The organism is uncultured Streptococcus sp. (genome assembly GCF_963516575.1).
In the GTDB taxonomy this organism is placed as follows: domain Bacteria; phylum Bacillota; class Bacilli; order Lactobacillales; family Streptococcaceae; genus Streptococcus.
This window is the reverse complement of sequence record NZ_CAUQCP010000003.1, coordinates 17,398-35,628: the sequence shown is the minus strand read 5'-3', so window position 1 is coordinate 35,628 and position 18,231 is coordinate 17,398. Positions and strand designations below refer to the sequence as shown.

Sequence of the window (18,231 nt, the reverse complement as noted above, 5' to 3'; positions counted from 1 at the left end):
AGACAGAAAGATGATGAATGAATTATTTGGAGAATTTTTGGGAACTTTAATCCTGATTCTTCTAGGAAATGGTGTTGTTGCAGGTGTGGTTCTTCCAAAAACCAAGAGCAACAGTTCAGGTTGGATTGTGATTACCATGGGTTGGGGGATTGCAGTTGCGGTTGCGGTCTTTGTATCTGGCAAGCTCAGTCCAGCTCATTTAAATCCAGCTGTGACCATCGGTGTGGCCTTAAAAGGTGGTTTGCCTTGGGCTTCCGTTTTCCCTTATATATTAGCCCAGTTCGCAGGGGCTATGCTGGGTCAGATTTTGGTTTGGTTGCAATTTAAACCGCATTATGAGGCAGAAGAAAATGCAGGCAATATTTTGGCTACTTTCAGCACTGGTCCAGCTATTAAGGATACTGTATCAAACTTGATTAGCGAAATCCTTGGAACCTTTGTTTTGGTGTTGACAATCTTTGCTTTGGGTCTTTACGATTTTCAGGCAGGTATCGGAACCTTTGCAGTAGGAACTTTGATTGTCGGTATCGGTCTATCACTAGGTGGGACAACAGGTTATGCCTTGAACCCTGCGCGTGACCTTGGACCTCGTATCATGCACAGTATCTTGCCAATTCCAAACAAGGGAGACGGAGACTGGTCTTACGCTTGGATTCCTGTTGTGGGACCTGTTATCGGTGCAGCCTTGGCCGTGCTTGTATTCTCACTTTTCTAATTTAGAAAGCATTTATTTTGATAGTGATTGGGTAAAAACTCAATCTCAGGAAAAAATGAAGTAAATCTTCTCATAATAAAACGCATCATATCAAGCACCTGCAAGCAACGTGCCGAAATGGTCAAATCCTGATTATGTCAACGAATTAGACCCAAAAATCGTTGATATGCTAGTAGAATTTCACAAGTCACAAGGCACTTTGGAAACTCCCGAGGCGCAAGCAGAAATCGCCCAAAAACGTGAAGAAATCGAGCAAAGGAGAGCTGAGCTTGAGGATAAAAAACAAGAGCTTTTGAACCGCTTGAACAAATAGAGTTTCGCAAGTATTATGCTTACAAATTACTTGAGCAATTAACTAAAATATAAACCCTGCCTTTATATCTAGGCAGGGTTTATATTTTAGAAATTCACGTAGGTTGTTTCGGTTTTTACATACCCAGTATAATCTGAGTTTCTATAGTATTCAGTGATAAACTTCCATTTTCTTTGAGCAACATGGATATAAGTACTTGTTATGTAGTATGGATATGGACTTTGTGAATCCAAGTAAGCCTGATAAGCTTGTATACCCCAAAATGCTCCACCAATTATTGCACCCCATGGACCTCCCAATACAGCACCTATCTTACCAATTATAAAACTTAGTCCAGCATCAGCCATGAAATTAGCGAATGTGTTAGCTTGTTTATTCCCATGTATTGTGTTGACGTAATTCCAAACATTAGGATCGTATGATCTAAAAGATATATTTAGGTCGATTTCATTCTTTTGATAATCCATATAAAATGACCCATTGATATAGACACCATCAGCACGTTGTTCAATAGTGTCTACACTTCCATCTGGATTGACCACCTCAAGAACTTCATCACTTAAAATATTTACTTGCGTATCTCCGAACCGCACTGATGAGCCATTCTTAAACTGAGTCTCACCAGATACAACTTTAGAGTTTGCCGATAAGCTATCATCAGCAAAAACAACAAGCGACGGGGAAATGCTAGACATACAGAAAACAGACATAGCTAGCAAACACATGCATTTAGACATCTTAGACATAACGGAAACTCCTTTGTATTTTTGATTTTTTTCAACTTTTATTATACAATAAAACCAAATAAAAAGAAAGCGGTAACAATATGCTTAATGCGAAAATTTTTTATATATTTTTATATTTGATCGTTATCGAAACTACAGGCTTGTTGTTGTTGAAAAACGGTCTTGAAAGAGGTTATTTAGATACAGGAGCTATCATCCTCGCAATTTTTTCATTTGCTTTTTACAACCTATGTTCATTCGCTTGGGTCTGCTCTACAATAAAAAAAACAATAAAAAATAAATAGGACAAATTGGAGGCTAACACCTCCGATTTTTTGTATGCAGACCTCGAATTTTCGTTTTTTCATGCAATTTTTACGCATTTTTGGTGCTGAGACGGCGATTCTGAGAGTTTTTCAGACTTTTTTGCGACCTATCCCTATCATTAGAAAAGCTTAGAGCGCCAAAGGATTTGAGCGTTTTTCTGATTTTTAAGACTTTTTCCCAGTCTCTTTTTCGATTGAAGATGTAAGTATTCTACTAACTAACTTCTTAGTACTAACCAACAACGATAATAATAATTCTTTCAAAAAGTAGGAATAATAAAGACAATAGTTTTTGCTTTTTCATGTGAAATACCTCACTTTTATTTTCCTCTATTTTATGCTAAAATATTAAAAATCAAAAACTGTTCCCATATATGCTTGTTGGAGAGATATTATGAAAAAATTTGGAGAAATTTTTAAAAAGTTTCGAGAATCTAGAGGTTTTCGCTTGAAAGATGTCGAAAAAGCTGGTATATCAACATCACAGCTCTCACGTTTTGAAAAGGGAGAGACTGATTTAACCATTTCAAAATTTATGGCTATTTTGGATGAAATTAACATGCCTATTGATGAATTTATGTATGCTGTTCATGATTTTCATCGTGATGAACTGAACGAACTCTTATCAAAGGTTAGGCATTTTGTATCAAATCATAATGTTGATGGGTTGAAAAAACTACTTTATTCTCAGATGGAGTCAGATTCTAAACAAGAGAAATTTCATAAGCTTAACATTATTTTATTAAAAATTCGTTTACAAGATTTATCTAGAGAAGCTTATTATTCTGGTGATGATTTATCTTATCTAACTGACTATCTCTTTAGTGTTGAATATTGGGGATACTATGAATTATTGATTTTTTCAAATACTTTAGATGTCCTAAAACACGATGTCTTTATGGTTTTGGCTAGAGAGATGTCTAGACGTTCTGATTTTTATAAAGAAATTCCTAATAATAGACGACTGATTTCATCTATGCTATTGAACGGATATATCACATGTATTGAAAGAGGAAAATTTCTTGATGCCTTGTATTTTAAAAAGCAACTAAACCAATGCTTTTTCACTGAAACTGAAATTTATGAGCGATTGGTATTCCAGTATGCCCAATATCTATATCGCTATAAAAAAGAGACGGATTGCAAAGCAATTATTGAAATGAGGAAGTGTATTGGAGCAATGAAATTAGCGGGAAGTAACCATTTAGCAAAGAATTATGAAAGGCACTTAGAAAAAATTTTAGCAAGTAAAAAGTAATACGCAGATATGGGAAAGGAAGTATCTCGAAGTAATATTTTGGTAGAATTGTCTTTAGAAATTTCAATTACGGTTGTTTTATCAGTTCATTGTATTTGAGCGATAGGATTTTTCGAAGTTGTTACCATAATTATGAATTTTGAGGTATTTAATATGCAAGTTCTATCTCCATATATTTTAAGAAAGAAAAGTGAAACAGGAGAATTATTTTTCAATAGTAAAAATAATCATTCTTAATAAACAGCATCATATATAGGTTAATTAAATTATTGTATAGTCTCAGTTGGAGTTAATTTGTTTATAACTTTTAGACTGAGGCTTTTATATCTATTCGCTTTCTTTTAGATAGGCTTATTTATGAAATTTCTAAAATACATTAAAACTAATATTTTTATCTATTTTTTAATAGGAGTACTTTTGAATAGCGGGATGGCTCTAATAAAGCCATTGTTATTGGATAAGCTATTGAATATTCGTGAAGATCAACTTACAATTGGTACAATTTCATACTTTGTTTTATATGGCCTGTGTCTACACCTGTTTTTTTATAGCACGATGTTGCTAGCAAATTTTGTCAGTAATAATCTGCAGCGTCATCTGCAAATTCGTTTAAAAGATCAGCTTATTAAGAAACTATTTTTGAAAGAAAATGTTGTATATGATGAAAAAGTTTCAATTGTTACACAAGATATAGAACTGCTCTATAATCGCTTCTTTTTACCCCTGGATATGATAGTTGGAAGAGTTTTTATACTTTGTACAACGATTGTTTTTATTTTGGTGCAAAATTTTTGGCTTGGTCTTGTTTTTATCGTGTTCTCTTTTCTTCGACCATTGCCTCAATGGGTAATGAATAATCGTTTAATGAAAAGTGGTGCAAATTTTTCGGAAATGCAAAAAGCTTTTCATCTATCTGTAGGAGATTTTTTTAGGGGAGCAGATACGATCTATTTTTATGGCGCTAGTAAAGAAAACTTTGCTAAGATGAGAAAAAACAACGAGTGTTACGAGAATTCCCGTTGGAAAAATGAATGGACTAGCAATGTCGTTTATTTTTTCAATGGTCCTTTAGAATTCCTTAGTCAGGTACTACCTCTTGCACTTGGTCTTTTATTACAAAAGAGCGGTATAGAGTTAACAACAGCTAGTTTGGTCTCTATGTATATAGCTACAATGAATCTTAGCGGACCTATTCAAAGAATTATGTATAGCATATCTGATATACAGCGATCGCAAACAGTGAAAGAAAAAATATTTTCATTATTGGAAGAATCTTGTTTAGAAACATCATATCCGACAGTCGAATCTTTAGCTGAGCTAGTTTTGGAGGGCGTTTCAAAACAGGTTGGAGAGCAAGTGCTCTTTTATGATTTGTCACTTAGATTAACTAAGCCAAGTAAAGTTTTAATAAAGGGAGCTAGTGGTACCGGAAAGTCAACTCTCCTACAGTTGGTAGCAGGAAAGATAAGTCCGAATAGTGGTAGAATTATCGTACGTGATAAATCAGGTCGAGAATTTACTCATTATCAAGGGAATGTCGCTTATATCTCTCAGAATCCATTTTTCAGACAAGGGACAATCCGAGAAAATTTAACATTAGGACAGGAGATTTCAGATAAAGAATTACTCTGTTGCCTAGAACAAGTTGGCTTAACGAATGAAATCACCAATATCTTGGATTATCAACTGATAAATAATGGAGAAAACATTTCAGGTGGACAACGTTTACGACTTGAATTAGTTCGCTGTCTGCTTCGACAAAAAGACATTGTGTTGGCGGATGAGGTTACATCATCCTTAGACAAGGACAATGCATATCAAGTGCGCCAGTTACTTTTGCAGTTGCCTATCATTTTGATTGAAGTTGCTCATCATATTGATTCAGAAACGGTTTATAATCAAGTAATTGATTTGGGAAAATATAGAATAAAATAAATAGATTTGTTCGGCATCTTGCTAACTATAATATATATGCTATATTATGGATTGTTTTAGCTGATTTAAAGATGTGAGAACTAAAAACTATGGCTAAGTTGGAATGTTAAAAATTCAATTTCTGACCACCTAATCTTGTGTCAAATAGTTATCAAACAAAGTCTACTATACCATTTATCAGTTAAATATTTTTATGTTATAGGAGAGTTACATGTCTAATTCATTTATCAAGTTGTTAGTCTCTCAATTGTTTGCAAATTTAGCAGATATTTTCTTTAGAGTAACCATCATTGCTAACATATACATTATTTCAAAATCAGTAATTGCCACATCACTAGTTCCCATTTTAATAGGGATATCCTCTTTTGTTGCGAGTCTTTTAGTTCCTTTAGTTACTAAAAGGATAGCGCTAAATAGGGTTTTATCTTTATCCCAATTTGGAAAGACTATATTATTGGCGATACTGGTAGGAATGTTTATACTAATGCAATCAGTAGCGCCTTTGGTGATCTATCTATTTGTTGTTGCAATTTCCATATTAGATGGTTTTGCCGCACCTGTTTCCTATGCTATTGTGCCGCGCTATGCGACTGATTTGGGCAAGGCTAATTCGGCCTTATCAATGACTGGTGAAGCTGTTCAATTGGTGGGGTGGGGGTTAGGGGGACTCTTATTTGCAACAATTGGTCTGTTACCTACCACGTTTATCATTTTAATCTTGTATATCATTTCTAGCTTTTTGATGTTATTTCTTCCTAAGGCTGAAGTGGAGGTGTTAGAGTCAGAAACTAATCTTGAAATTTTGCTCAAAGGTTGGAAGTTAGTTGCTAGAGATCCTAGATTAAGACTTTTTGTATCAGCAAATTTATTTGAAATTTTCTCAAATACAATTTGGGTTTCTTCCATTATGCTTGTTTTTGTAACGGAGTTATTAAATAAAACGGAAAGTTACTGGGGATATTCTAATACAGCATACTCTATTGGTATTATAATTAGTGGCTTAATTGTTTTTAGGCTATCTGAAAAGTTCCTTGCTGCTAAATGGGAAAGTATTCTTTTTCCTCTTGTAGCTATGGCAATAGTGACACTGACTATTCTATATTTTCCAAACGCACAGATGTTTTTAGTATTTTCAGCTTTAGTTGGTATGTTATCGCAACTAAAAGAAGTTCCTGAAAGTGTATTTCTTCAGGAAACAGTAGAGGAAAATCATTTGGTTAATGTCTATTCCGTTCTTGAAGTGATTTCGACATTAGCATTTTCAGTATTTGTTTTGCTAATGAGCTATATTACTGAGAGTTTTGGTATTAGCATAAGTTTTTGGCTATCTGCCATTTGTCTGATGATAGAAGCTATTTTAATTTATATCAGACGAGACTATTTTAAATGAGAGACTGGTTAAAAAGTCTTTAAAAATCAGAAAAGCGCATAGTATCAGGTGTCGAAAAAACTTGATATTGTGCGTTTTGTTATGGGAAAATTTACTTCATTGTCTCCTGAAATGGAGTTTTTATCTAGACTTATCTATTTAAAATATTCATAGAAAAACCGCATAATCTTTAAAATTAGCTTAAATGCAGTGAAAATCTACGGCAAACAATTGAAAAATTACCCTAAAAAATGGTACAATGGTAGAAAAATACTATAGTGAGAGTTCATCTTATTTAACAAAAATTACAGAAATGAATGGTTTTTCTTGATGAAACAGAGAAAAGAATTGTACCTCTTTCTTGGTCGGACAGCCTTGTATTTTCTTATCTTTCTAGGGCTGCTTTACTTCTTTAGCTATCTTGGTCAGGGTCAAGGAAGCTTTATCTATAATGAATTTTAACTTGAAGGAGAATCCCTATTGTGTCAAATAAACCAATAGTAGATATGATTGAAACCATTGAGCATTTTGCTCAGACACAGCCTAGCTATCCTGTTTACAATGTTTTGGGGCAGGAACACACTTATGGAGATTTGAAGGCTGATTCGGATAGTTTAGCTGCAGCCATCGATCAAATGGATTTACCAGAGAAGTCTCCTGTGGTTGTTTTTGGAGGCCAAGAGTATGAAATGTTGGCAACTTTTGTAGCGCTGACTAAGTCAGGTCATGCCTATATTCCCATTGACAGTCATTCAGCCTTGGAGCGAGTTTCGGCTATTTTAGAAGTAGCAGAGCCAAGCTTGATTATTTCCATCTCAGACTTTCCATTGGAGCAGATTTCTACACCGATAATGAATCTAGCTCAGATTCAAGAAGCCTTTGCCCAAGGGAATAACTATGAAATCACGCATCCAGTCAAGGGTGATGATAATTACTACATCATCTTTACTTCTGGTACGACTGGTAAGCCAAAGGGAGTGCAGATTTCCCATGATAACCTCCTCAGCTTTACCAACTGGATGATTACGGACAAGGAATTTGCGACGCCAAGTCGTCCGCAAATGTTGGCTCAGCCACCTTATTCTTTTGACTTGTCTGTCATGTATTGGGCTCCGACCTTGGCACTGGGAGGAACTCTTTTTGCCTTACCATCTGTCATCACTCAGGACTTTAAGCAACTCTTTGCGACCATCTTTTCATTGCCAATCGCTATCTGGACATCAACTCCTTCTTTTGCAGATATGGCCATGTTGTCTGAAGACTTCAACAGTGAGAAAATGCCTGGTATCACGCATTTCTACTTTGATGGTGAAGAATTGACGGTTAAAACGGCTCAAAAACTACGCGAACGTTTCCCAAATGCCCGTATTATCAATGCCTACGGTCCAACAGAAGCGACAGTAGCCCTATCAGCAGTTGCTGTGACAGACGAGATGCTAGCGACTCTCAAACGCCTACCAATCGGCTATACCAAGGCTGATTCTCCAACCTTTATCATTGACGAGGAAGGAAATAAACTGCCAAATGGCGAACAGGGAGAAATCATTGTCTCTGGGCCAGCTGTTTCAAAAGGCTATATGAACAATCCTGAAAAAACGGCAGAAGCCTTCTTTGAGTTTGAAGGTCTACCAGCCTACCATACAGGAGATGTGGGAACTATGACAGATGAAGGCTTGCTTCTCTACGGCGGACGCATGGACTTCCAGATTAAATTCAACGGTTACCGCATTGAGTTAGAAGATGTCTCTCAAAACCTCAACAAGTCTCGTTATATCGAGTCTGCTGTCGCTGTTCCACGTTATAACAAGGATCACAAAGTGCAAAATCTATTGGCCTATGTCATCTTAAAAGACGGTGTTCGTGAGCAGTTTGAACGTGATATCGATATTACCAAGGCCATTAAGGAAGACCTGACAGACATCATGATGTCCTACATGATGCCCTCTAAATTCCTTTATCGAGATAGTTTACCACTGACTCCAAATGGAAAAATTGACATCAAAGGATTAATTAATGAGGTAAATAAGAGATGATGGAGTTCTTTCAACAGCTTCCTCATTTAGAGCCATACGGTAATCCTCAGTATTTTGTCTATGTGATTGCTGCAACCTTGCCCATCTTTATCGGTCTCTTTTTCAAGAAACGCTTCGCCTGGTACGAAGTGCTGGTTAGTCTCTTCTTTATCGTCACCATGTTGGTGGGTGGGAAGACTAACCAATTGGCTGCCTTGGGTATTTATCTGTGCTGGGAAATATTGCTCCTGCTATTCTACAAGCATTATAGAAAAAGCAAGGATGGCAAGTGGGTATTCTACCTAGTTAGTTTTCTATCCCTCCTTCCGATTATCTTTGTCAAGGTGCAGCCAGCTATCAATGGAACGCAGTCTTTGCTTGGATTTTTGGGAATTTCTTACCTGACCTTTCGTTCGCTTGGGATTATCATCGAACTGAGAGATGGAGTGATTAAGGATTTCACCTTGTGGGAATTCCTCCGCTTTCTTCTCTTCATGCCGACCTTTTCAAGTGGTCCCATTGATCGCTTTAAACGATTCAATGAAAATTATCAGACCATTCCTGAGCGGGATGAGTTGATGGATATGCTGGATGAATCTGTTCGCTATATCATGTGGGGATTTTTGTACAAGTTTATCCTGGCTCATGTTTTAGGAGAAACTTTACTACCTCCTCTGAAGAATCTAGCCCTGCAGTCAGGTGGCTTCTTTAACCTCTATGCCTTGGCAGTTATGTATACCTTTGGTCTGGAACTCTTCTTTGACTTTGCAGGTTATTCTATGTTTGCCTTAGCCATTTCAAATTTGATGGGAATCCGTAGTCCCATCAACTTTAACAAGCCTTTTTTATCAAGGGATTTAAAGGAATTTTGGAATCGTTGGCACATGAGTCTTTCTTTCTGGTTCCGTGACTTTGTCTTTATGCGAATGGTGATGGTATTGACCAGAAAGAAAGTCTTTAAAAATCGTAATGTAACCTCAAGTGTGGCCTACATTGTAAATATGCTGATTATGGGATTTTGGCATGGAGTGACCTGGTACTATATCGCCTATGGCCTCTTTCATGGGATTGGACTGGTTATCAATGACGCTTGGATTCGCAAGAAAAAAACGCTCAATAAGGAACGGAAAAAAGCAGGGAAAACTGCTCTACCTGAGAATCGCTGGATTCAGTTGCTTGGCATGGTTGTCACCTTCCATGTCGTCATGTTGTCATTCTTAATCTTTTCTGGATTTTTGAATGATTTATGGTTTAAAAAATAAAAGGAAATAAAATATGGATATCAAATCAGAAGTTATCGAAATTATTGATGAGTTGTTTATGGAAGATGTTTCTGACATGATGGATGAAGATCTTTTTGATGCAGGTGTCTTGGATAGTATGGGCACGGTTGAATTAATTGTGGAGATTGAAAACCGTTTTGACATTCGTGTTCCTGTAACAGAGTTTGGTCGCGACGACTGGAATACAGCTAATAAAATCATAGCCGGTATTGTGGAGCTACAAAATGCTTAAACGCTTGTGGCTAATCTTCGGGCCCATCTTCATTGCTGGATTTTTGGTTCTTCTACTCATCTTTTTTTATCCAAGTACAACAAGCCATAATCTGACGGAGGAGAAATATTCGGCGGCTTCTGTTAGTGTAGAGAGTTTTAAAGAGAGAAGCCAAAAAGTAAGGGCTCTTACAGATCCAAATATGCGTTTTATTCCTTTTCTAGGGTCCAGCGAATGGATTCGATTTGATAGTGTCCATCCAGCTGTTTTAGCAGAGAAATACCATCGTCCCTATCGTCCTTACTTTTTAGGTCAAGCAGGAGCAGCCTCTCTAAATCAATATTTTGGCCTACAGCAAATTTTGCCAGAAATAGAGAATAAGCATGCGGTATTTGTGATTTCGCCTCAGTGGTTTACGGAGACTGATTATGAACCCGCAGCGTTTCAGAGATTTTTTAATAGTGACCAATTGACAGCTTTTCTGGAAAATCAATCTGGTGACACTGCTGCAAAGCATGCGGCTATTCGATTGTTAAAGCAGAATCCTAATGTTGCATTAAAAGGCATTGTTCAAAAATTATCAAAGGGTGAAGAATTATCAGAGGTTGATCAGGTTGCTATTAATATTTTTGCCCGATTCAATGAGAGACAGGCTTCTCTATTTGGTCGGTTCTCCATTAGAGGAAAACTCAAATATAAGGAACATGTGGAAAATTATTTAAAAGATCTTCCAGATCAATTTTCTTACCAAGAGTTAGAAAAAATTGCTCGAAAGGATGCAGAAACAAATACGACTAATAATGATATGGGAATGGAAAATCATTTCTATACAAGAGAGGTTAAGAAGGATTTGAAAAAATGGGAAGGGTATCAAAAGAATTACAGCTTCCTAAAATCATCTGAATATAATGATTTACAGTTGGTTCTCAATCAATTTGCAAAATCGAAAGTTAATGTCCTCTTTGTCATCCAACCTGTCAATAAGAAATGGATGGACTACACAGGGCTCAGAGGAGATATGTACCAGCATGCAGTGGAGAAAATTCGTTATCAATTAGAAAGTCAAGGTTTCACTAATATTGCTGACTTTTCAAAAAATGGAGGGGATCCTTATTTTATTAAGGATACCATTCACCTAGGTTGGTTGGGTTGGCTTGCTTTTGATAAGGCAGTTGATCCTTTCCTATCCAATCCCACACCAGCTCCTACCTATCATCTAAATGAGCGCTTTTTCACAAAAGACTGGGCGATTTATGATGGAGATGTCAAGGAATTTCAATAGATAATAATATGGAAGAGTTCGAGAATGAAACTAGTTTTCACGTTTTTTCTTGACTCTTTTTTTGCTTGTGATATAATTAACTGGTAAATAAAATGCCACAGAATAGTATTTTCTCTTGAAAATAGAGAAGCATATAGGGAAAGGAGTCAGATATGAGACAGTTAGCAAAAGATATAGATGCCTTTTTGAATGAAGTAATTTTGCAGGCAGAAAACCAGCACGAGATTTTAATAGGTCATTGCACTAGCGAGGTGGCTCTGACCAATACCCAGGAGCATATTCTCATGCTCTTGTCAGAGGAATCTTTAACAAATTCAGAGTTGGCCCGTCGTCTCAATGTCAGTCAGGCGGCAGTTACCAAGGCCATTAAGTCTTTGGTCAAGGAAGGGATGTTAGAAACATCTAAAGATCCTAAGGATGCGCGTGTGATTTTTTATCAGTTGACTGATTTGGCTCGTCCAATTGCTGAGGAGCATCATCATCACCATGAGCATACACTTTTAACCTATGAACAAGTGGCGACTCAGTTTACTCCAAATGAACAAAAAGTGATCCAGCGGTTTTTGACTGCTTTAGTAGGAGAAATCAAATAATGAGATATATTACGGTAGAGGATTTATCCTTCTATTATGATAAGGAGCCCGTTCTTGAACATATCAATTATAGTGTTGATAGTGGGGAATTTGTTACCTTGACGGGGGAGAATGGGGCAGCTAAGACGACACTCATCAAGGCCAGTCTTGGAATCCTCCAGCCACGCATTGGCAAGGTGACCATTTCAAAGACAAATACGCAGGGTAAGAAATTGAGAATAGCCTATCTTCCCCAGCAGATTGCTAGTTTTAATGCAGGTTTTCCAAGTACGGTTTATGAATTTGTCAAGTCGGGTCGCTATCCGCGAAAAGGCTGGTTCCGTCGCTTGAATGCTCATGATGAGGAGCATATCAAGGCTAGTCTGGACTCAGTTGGCATGTGGGAACACAGAGACAAACGCTTGGGTTCTCTTTCTGGGGGCCAAAAGCAGCGAGCGGTAATCGCGCGTATGTTTGCTTCTGATCCAGATGTGTTTATCCTAGATGAGCCGACAACGGGGATGGATGCAGGAAGTAAAAATGAATTTTACGAACTCATGCACCACAGCGCCCATCATCATGGCAAGGCTGTTTTGATGATTACCCATGACCCTGAAGAAGTTAAGGATTATGCGGATCGCAATATTCATCTAGTCCGTAACCAAGACTCGCCATGGCGTTGTTTCAACGTTCATGAGAATGATCAGGAGGTGGGCCATGCTTAGTTTGTTATCTTATGACTTTATGCAACGCGCCTTTCTGGCCGTTATTGCCATGAGTCTTTTCTCGCCGGTATTTGGAACCTTCCTTATCTTACGTCGTCAGAGTTTGATGAGTGATACCCTCAGTCATGTCTCGCTTTCAGGTGTAGCCTTTGGTCTGGTCCTAGGGATTTCTCCGACTATTTCTACGATTGCCATTGTCTTGATTGCGGCGGTCTTTTTGGAATATCTCCGTACGGTTTACAAGAGCTTTATGGAAATCGGGACAGCTATCCTCATGTCAACGGGTCTGGCTGTTTCTCTGATTGTCATGAGCAAGGGTAAAAGCTCGAGTTCTATGAGTTTGGACCAGTACCTTTTTGGTTCAATCGTGACGATCAGTGAAGAACAGGTCATTTCCCTCTTTGTCATTGCAGCGGTTGTTTTGATTTTGACCTTCCTCTTCCTTCGTCCGATGTACATTTTGACCTTTGATGAGGATACGGCCTTTGTGGATGGCTTGCCAGTTCGTACCATGTCCATTCTTTTTAACATGGTGACGGGGGTGGCCATTGCCCTTATGATTCCAGCTGCGGGAGCTCTTTTGGTATCGACTATCATGGTCTTGCCAGCCAGTATTGCCCTTCGTCTAGGGAAAAACTTTAAATCGGTTATGCTGCTTGCCAGTGCTATTGGATTTTTGGGAATGGTAGCAGGACTTTACATTTCCTACTATGCAGAAACACCTGCAAGCGCAAGTATTACCATTATTTTTGTAACTGTCTTTTTACTCATCAGTTTAGTAAGACGTTTTATCAAATAGGAGACTAACGTGAAAAAAATTAGCTTATTGCTAGCCAGTCTATGTGCCTTGTTTTTAGTGGCTTGTTCCAATCAAAAGCAGGCAGATGGCAAATTAAATATTGTGACAACCTTTTACCCTGTCTATGAATTTACCAAGCAAGTCGCAGGAGATACGGCTAATGTAGAGCTCCTAATTGGTGCTGGGACAGAGCCCCATGAATATGAACCATCTGCCAAGGCAATTGCTAAAATCCAAGACGCAGATACCTTCGTTTATGAAAATGAAAACATGGAAACATGGGTACCTAAATTGCTAGATACTTTGGATAAGAAAAAAGTGAAAACCATCAAGGCGACAGGCGATATGTTGCTTTTGCCAGGTGGCGAGGAAGAAGAGGGCGACCATGACCATGGAGAAGAAGGTCATCACCATGAGTTCGATCCCCATGTTTGGTTATCACCAGTCCGTGCCATTAAACTAGTAGAGCACATCCGTGATAGCTTGTCAGCAGATTATCCTGATAAAAAAGAGACCTTTGAGAAGAATGTTGCTGCCTATATCGAAAAATTGCAAGCCTTGGATAAGGCTTATGCAGAAGGCTTGTCTCAAGCCAAACAAAAGAGCTTTGTAACGCAACACGCAGCCTTTAACTATCTCGCTTTAGACTATGGACTCAAACAAGTCGCTATCTCAGGACTTTCTCCAGATGCAGAGCCATCAGCTGCTCGTTTGGCAGAATTGACAGAGTATGTCAAGAAAAATAAAATTGCCTATATCTACTTCGAAGAAAATGCTTCACAAGCCCTTGCTAACACACTTTCAAAAGAGGCAGGTGTCAAAATAGATGTCCTTAATCCTTTAGAAAGTCTGACAGAAGAGGATACCAAGGCTGGTGAAAATTACATCTCCGTGATGGAGAAAAACTTCAAGGCTTTGAAACAAACAACGGACCAAGAGGGCCCAGTAATCGAACCTGAAAAGGCAGAGGATACCAAGACAGTCCACAATGGTTACTTTGAAGATGCAGCTGTCAAGGACCGCACCTTGAGTGACTATGCAGGTAACTGGCAATCAGTTTATCCTTTCCTTGAAGATGGTATGTTTGATCAAGTCTTTGACTACAAGGCTAAGTTGACTGGTAAGATGACTCAGGCTGAGTACAAGGCTTACTATACAAAAGGCTATCAGACAGATGTCACTAAGATTAATATCACTGATAACACTATGGAATTTGTTCAAGGTGGACAAAGTAAGAAACATACTTACAAGTATGTTGGCAAGAAAATCTTGACTTATAAGAAAGGCAATCGTGGCGTGCGCTTCCTCTTTGAAGCCACAGATGCGGATGCTGGACAGTTCAAATATGTTCAGTTTAGTGACCACAATATCGCCCCAGTTAAGGCAGAACATTTCCATATCTTCTTTGGAGGCACAAGCCAAGAAGCCCTCTTTGAAGAAATGGATAACTGGCCAACCTACTACCCAGATAACCTATCTGGACAAGAAATTGCCCAAGAAATGTTGGCGCATTGATGAGAAAATCGACTAGTTCATAAGAGCTAGTCGGTTTTTTGGTACTAGATGGCTGATACTCAATGAAAATCAAAAAGCAAACTAGGAAACTAGCCGCAGGCTGTACTTGAGTACGGCAAGACGACGTTGACGCGGTTTGAATTTGATTTTCGAAGAGTATAACTTCATTATAGAACTTTCAGATACCTAAGGGGACTTTAAAAAAATAAATAAAACTCTTGAAATATCGAGCTTTGTATGCTAAAATGTAGCTAGTTGATAAGGTTCATTAGAACACCAAAGCCCCTAACTATGGCCGTAGTTAAGGGCTTTTTTGACGTATCTTAGCGATTTAACGGGTGTTTACAGGCTAGTCATTCGGTCTACTTCTTACCATCTAGCCATTTGCAGACGAAATACAAGATAATTCCTGCGATGACGTCCGCTACAATAGTAAGAACGAGCTCTGGGGCAAGGTTCATTAGTTTCACCTCCTCTCACGAACCGTAAGGAACGTAATCGGTAACCGATGACAAAAATAGTATACACATCAAATTTAGATTATCAACATTGCTTAATGCTTGAAGTGTGGTAGCTTGTATATTAAAACTAACTTACATTGTGAGTAAAGTTGCTGCATATGTACAACTTCTTTTATTAAATTGAGGGGCGAAAACAGAGGGTTTTCGCAAGTCCTCGTATATTATAATTTCAAAATCTGTTCGACTTGCTTTGTTTACTGATGGAAAAGAATCTCATAAATAATAGTCAAATTCCACTCCTTTTAAAAAGATTTGTTAAACAATTCACAAATAATTGAAAACGAATACAAAAAGTAATATAATGATGTTAAATAGATAGCGCGAAGGCGCAGGAGGAAAATTATATGGCTACATTTTATGTTCCGGCAGTCAACCTTATTGGTAAAGGTGTTGTAAATGAAGTGGGTCCTTATATCAAGGAACTTGGCTATAAAAAGGCACTTTTGGTGACAGATAAGTATATCGAAGGCAGTGACATTTTGCCTAAGGTTTTAAAACCGCTAGATACAGAAGGAATCGAATATGTCATCTTTAGCGATGTAGAGCCAAACCCTACTTGTAAGAATGTCACAGATGGGGTAGCTGCTTTGCAAGAACATGGATGTGATTTTATCATCAGTCTTGGTGGTGGGTCTCCACAGGATGCAGCTAGTTGTATCTCTATCATGGCTACAAATGGTGGAAAACCACAGGATTATGAAGGGCTTCATAAGTCTGCTAAAAAAGGCTTGCCAGTTGTGGCTATCAATACAACAGCAGGAACTTCTGCAGAAATTACCATTAACTATGTGATTACTGATGAAGAACGCAAGGTTAAGATGGTAATGGTTGACAAGAATAGCCTTGCTCTTATCTCTGTTAATGACCCTGAATTGATGATTTCAAAACCTCAAGCTTTGACTGCAGCGACAGGTATGGATGCTCTGACGCACGCTGTTGAAGCTTTGGTAACACCTGGAGCTTATGATGTGACCAAGAAACTATCTATTGGTGCTATTGAACTTATCAAGGAATATCTTCCTCGTGCCGTAGCAAACGGACACGATATTGAAGCGCGTGAAGGTATGGTCAATGCCATTTTCCTTGGTGGTATGAGCTTTAATAATGCTGGTCTTGGCTATGTTCACTCAATGGCTCACCAACTCGGTGCAGTATATAACTTGCCACATGGCGTGTGCTGTGCCATGCTACTACCAGTTATAGAACGTGAAAATGCTAAACGTGTACCAGAAGCTTTCCGCAATGTTGCTAAAGCCTTGGGACTTCATGTAGAAGGTAAATCAGATCAAGAGTGTGCCGATTACGCAATTGCTGAGATTGAGAAGCTTTCTGAGACAGTAGGTATTCCTAAAAAACTGACTGAACTTGGTATTGAAGAAAAAGATTTCGACTTTGAATACCTTTCTAAGAATGCCTTGATTGATGCCTGCGCGCCAGGAAATCCATTTATGCCAACCCTAGAAGAAACGATTGCCTTTTATAAAGAGTTATTTTAGCAAGAAATCAGACGACAATGTGACAATTCACTTCTAATTATTGACATTTCAGGAAAAATCGCAGTAAAAACTGCACAACCTTCTTTAAATGTGCTATAATACAGGAAAAAATAATGATGGAGGTCGTCGCTATGATAACAACATTTTTGATGATTTTTGTGGTGGTTTGTGTGCTCCTATTGCTGATAGTCACACTGAGTACAATTTATGTGGTTCGTCAGCAGTCTGTGGCGATTATTGAACGCTTTGGGAAATACCAAAAGGTTGCCAATAGCGGTATTCATATTCGCTTGCCTTTTGGGATTGACTCGATTGCAGCACGCATTCAGTTGCGCTTGTTGCAAAGTGATATTGTGGTTGAGACTAAGACCAAGGACAATGTGTTCGTTATGATGAATGTGGCGACTCAGTACCGTGTCAATGAGCAGAGCGTGACAGATGCCTACTATAAACTCATGCGTCCAGAATCTCAGATTAAATCTTATATCGAAGATGCTCTTCGCTCTTCTGTTCCCAAATTAACCTTGGATGAATTGTTTGAGAAAAAAGATGAGATTGCCCTTGAAGTTCAACACCAAGTGGCGGAAGAAATGACTACTTACGGCTACATTATCGTGAAAACCTTGATTACCAAGGTCGAACCAGATGCAGAAGTTAAGCAATCCATGAATGAAATCAATGCGGCGCAACGTAAGCGGGTCGCAGCGCAAGAATTGGCTGAAGCTGACAAGATTAAAATCGTCACTGCAGCTGAAGCCGAAGCAGAAAAAGATCGCCTTCATGGTGTGGGGATTGCCCAACAACGTAAGGCGATTGTGGATGGATTGGCAGAGTCTATCACAGAACTCAAGGAAGCCAATGTTGGCATGACAGAAGAGCAAATCATGTCCATTCTCTTGACCAACCAGTATTTGGATACCTTGAATACCTTTGCCTCTAAAGGAAATCAAACTATCTTTTTACCAAATACGCCAAATGGTGTGGATGATATCCGTACACAAATCTTGTCAGCCCTTCGCGCTGAGAAGAAATAATAGACTAAAGAGCTTGGCAACAGGCTCTTTTTGTATTGCTTTTGTTAAGAAAAACAAAGAACATTGATATACATTTAAATAAAAATTATTGTATGTTGTCTCCCTTAACTTGGAATGATAAGGGAATAACTAGAAAGATT

18 protein-coding genes are annotated in these 18,231 nt (G+C 38.2%); 17 read left to right on the top strand and 1 reads right to left on the bottom strand.

All coding sequences use genetic code 11. The features are described from left to right. Positions 1-10 precede the first annotated feature (10 nt). Both RWM06_RS01085 and RWM06_RS01080 read left to right on the top strand, forming a co-directional pair. Positions 11-715 carry an MIP/aquaporin family protein gene (locus RWM06_RS01085; RefSeq protein ID WP_000980822.1) on the top strand — a complete coding sequence of 235 codons (705 nt, stop codon included), beginning with the start codon at positions 11-13 and terminating at the stop codon, positions 713-715. 109 nt (positions 716-824) lie between these two features. Beyond that, positions 825-1,028 (top strand): hypothetical protein, encoded by a 204-nt coding sequence (locus RWM06_RS01080; RefSeq protein WP_001127305.1) that lies wholly within the window; start codon positions 825-827, stop codon positions 1,026-1,028. A gap of 86 nt (positions 1,029-1,114) precedes the next feature. Here RWM06_RS01080 and RWM06_RS01075 read toward each other — a convergent pair whose 3' ends face one another. Next, positions 1,115-1,723, bottom strand: coding sequence for a hypothetical protein (locus tag RWM06_RS01075; RefSeq protein WP_313969818.1), 609 nt, complete (start codon positions 1,721-1,723; stop codon positions 1,115-1,117). Positions 1,724-1,854: 131 nt separating this feature from the next. Between RWM06_RS01075 and RWM06_RS01070 the strand changes: the two genes are divergently transcribed. From RWM06_RS01070 to RWM06_RS01000, 15 genes are all read left to right on the top strand, one after another. Then, positions 1,855-2,058, top strand: coding sequence for a hypothetical protein (locus RWM06_RS01070; RefSeq protein ID WP_313969794.1), 204 nt, complete (start codon positions 1,855-1,857; stop codon positions 2,056-2,058). 415 nt (positions 2,059-2,473) lie between these two features. Further along, complete coding sequence (locus tag RWM06_RS01065; RefSeq protein ID WP_313969793.1) at positions 2,474-3,337, top strand: helix-turn-helix domain-containing protein; 864 nt, start codon at positions 2,474-2,476, stop codon at positions 3,335-3,337. Between the two features lie 357 nt (positions 3,338-3,694). Then, positions 3,695-5,272, top strand: a complete 1,578-nt coding sequence (locus RWM06_RS01060) for an ABC transporter ATP-binding protein (protein WP_313969792.1) — start codon at positions 3,695-3,697, stop codon at positions 5,270-5,272. 211 nt (positions 5,273-5,483) lie between these two features. Further along, positions 5,484-6,662, top strand: coding sequence for a ryptide export MFS transporter (locus tag RWM06_RS01055; protein ID WP_313969791.1), 1,179 nt, complete (start codon positions 5,484-5,486; stop codon positions 6,660-6,662). Positions 6,663-6,971: 309 nt separating this feature from the next. Continuing rightward, positions 6,972-7,103 (top strand): teichoic acid D-Ala incorporation-associated protein DltX, encoded by a 132-nt coding sequence (locus RWM06_RS01050; protein WP_000813667.1) that lies wholly within the window; start codon positions 6,972-6,974, stop codon positions 7,101-7,103. Positions 7,104-7,123: 20 nt separating this feature from the next. After that, positions 7,124-8,674: a D-alanine--poly(phosphoribitol) ligase subunit DltA gene (dltA, locus tag RWM06_RS01045; protein WP_313969790.1), complete on the top strand. Its 1,551-nt coding sequence runs from the start codon at positions 7,124-7,126 to the stop codon at positions 8,672-8,674. Further along, positions 8,671-9,915, top strand: coding sequence for a D-alanyl-lipoteichoic acid biosynthesis protein DltB (dltB, locus tag RWM06_RS01040; protein ID WP_313969789.1), 1,245 nt, complete (start codon positions 8,671-8,673; stop codon positions 9,913-9,915). The genes dltA and dltB overlap by 4 nt, the downstream gene beginning before the upstream one ends. A 13-nt stretch (positions 9,916-9,928) precedes the next feature. Further along, positions 9,929-10,168 carry a D-alanine--poly(phosphoribitol) ligase subunit DltC gene (dltC, locus tag RWM06_RS01035; protein WP_000351967.1) on the top strand — a complete coding sequence of 80 codons (240 nt, stop codon included), beginning with the start codon at positions 9,929-9,931 and terminating at the stop codon, positions 10,166-10,168. Further along, positions 10,161-11,429 (top strand): D-alanyl-lipoteichoic acid biosynthesis protein DltD, encoded by a 1,269-nt coding sequence (dltD, locus tag RWM06_RS01030; RefSeq protein WP_313969788.1) that lies wholly within the window; start codon positions 10,161-10,163, stop codon positions 11,427-11,429. The genes dltC and dltD overlap by 8 nt, the downstream gene beginning before the upstream one ends. 152 nt (positions 11,430-11,581) lie before the next feature. After that, positions 11,582-12,022, top strand: a complete 441-nt coding sequence (adcR, locus tag RWM06_RS01025; protein WP_001249308.1) for a zinc-dependent transcriptional regulator AdcR — start codon at positions 11,582-11,584, stop codon at positions 12,020-12,022. Continuing rightward, positions 12,022-12,726, top strand: coding sequence for a metal ABC transporter ATP-binding protein (locus RWM06_RS01020; protein WP_001269496.1), 705 nt, complete (start codon positions 12,022-12,024; stop codon positions 12,724-12,726). The genes adcR and RWM06_RS01020 overlap by 1 nt, the downstream gene beginning before the upstream one ends. After that, on the top strand, positions 12,719-13,525 hold the full coding sequence (locus tag RWM06_RS01015) for a metal ABC transporter permease (protein WP_313969787.1): 807 nt from the start codon (positions 12,719-12,721) through the stop codon (positions 13,523-13,525). The genes RWM06_RS01020 and RWM06_RS01015 overlap by 8 nt, the downstream gene beginning before the upstream one ends. Positions 13,526-13,534: 9 nt before the next feature. Further along, complete coding sequence (gene adcA / locus RWM06_RS01010) at positions 13,535-15,040, top strand: zinc ABC transporter substrate-binding lipoprotein AdcA (RefSeq protein ID WP_313969786.1); 1,506 nt, start codon at positions 13,535-13,537, stop codon at positions 15,038-15,040. 865 nt (positions 15,041-15,905) lie between these two features. Next, entirely contained in the window at positions 15,906-17,057 is a 1,152-nt protein-coding gene (locus RWM06_RS01005) for an iron-containing alcohol dehydrogenase (protein ID WP_313969785.1), read from the top strand. A 149-nt stretch (positions 17,058-17,206) separates the two neighbouring features. Continuing rightward, positions 17,207-18,091: an SPFH domain-containing protein gene (locus tag RWM06_RS01000; RefSeq protein WP_049491234.1), complete on the top strand. Its 885-nt coding sequence runs from the start codon at positions 17,207-17,209 to the stop codon at positions 18,089-18,091. The last annotated feature ends 140 nt before the right edge of the window (positions 18,092-18,231 follow it).

Excerpts from the sequence above, each read along its gene's own strand:
- RWM06_RS01000 (WP_049491234.1), top strand. The coding sequence starts at position 17,207 with ATGATTTTTGTGGTGGTTTGTGTGCTCCTATTGCTGATAGTCACACTG.
- RWM06_RS01070 (WP_313969794.1), top strand. The coding sequence starts at position 1,855 with ATGCTTAATGCGAAAATTTTTTATATATTTTTATATTTGATCGTTATC.
- RWM06_RS01005 (WP_313969785.1), top strand. The coding sequence starts at position 15,906 with ATGGCTACATTTTATGTTCCGGCAGTCAACCTTATTGGTAAAGGTGTT.
- RWM06_RS01060 (WP_313969792.1), top strand. The coding sequence starts at position 3,695 with ATGAAATTTCTAAAATACATTAAAACTAATATTTTTATCTATTTTTTA.
- dltC (WP_000351967.1), top strand. The coding sequence starts at position 9,929 with ATGGATATCAAATCAGAAGTTATCGAAATTATTGATGAGTTGTTTATG.
- RWM06_RS01050 (WP_000813667.1), top strand. The coding sequence starts at position 6,972 with ATGAAACAGAGAAAAGAATTGTACCTCTTTCTTGGTCGGACAGCCTTG.
- adcR (WP_001249308.1), top strand. The coding sequence starts at position 11,582 with ATGAGACAGTTAGCAAAAGATATAGATGCCTTTTTGAATGAAGTAATT.
- RWM06_RS01065 (WP_313969793.1), top strand. The coding sequence starts at position 2,474 with ATGAAAAAATTTGGAGAAATTTTTAAAAAGTTTCGAGAATCTAGAGGT.
- RWM06_RS01020 (WP_001269496.1), top strand. The coding sequence starts at position 12,022 with ATGAGATATATTACGGTAGAGGATTTATCCTTCTATTATGATAAGGAG.
- dltB (WP_313969789.1), top strand. The coding sequence starts at position 8,671 with ATGATGGAGTTCTTTCAACAGCTTCCTCATTTAGAGCCATACGGTAAT.
- RWM06_RS01075 (WP_313969818.1), bottom strand. The coding sequence starts at position 1,723 with ATGTCTAGCATTTCCCCGTCGCTTGTTGTTTTTGCTGATGATAGCTTA.
- RWM06_RS01055 (WP_313969791.1), top strand. The coding sequence starts at position 5,484 with ATGTCTAATTCATTTATCAAGTTGTTAGTCTCTCAATTGTTTGCAAAT.
- RWM06_RS01015 (WP_313969787.1), top strand. The coding sequence starts at position 12,719 with ATGCTTAGTTTGTTATCTTATGACTTTATGCAACGCGCCTTTCTGGCC.
- dltD (WP_313969788.1), top strand. The coding sequence starts at position 10,161 with ATGCTTAAACGCTTGTGGCTAATCTTCGGGCCCATCTTCATTGCTGGA.
- RWM06_RS01085 (WP_000980822.1), top strand. The coding sequence starts at position 11 with ATGATGAATGAATTATTTGGAGAATTTTTGGGAACTTTAATCCTGATT.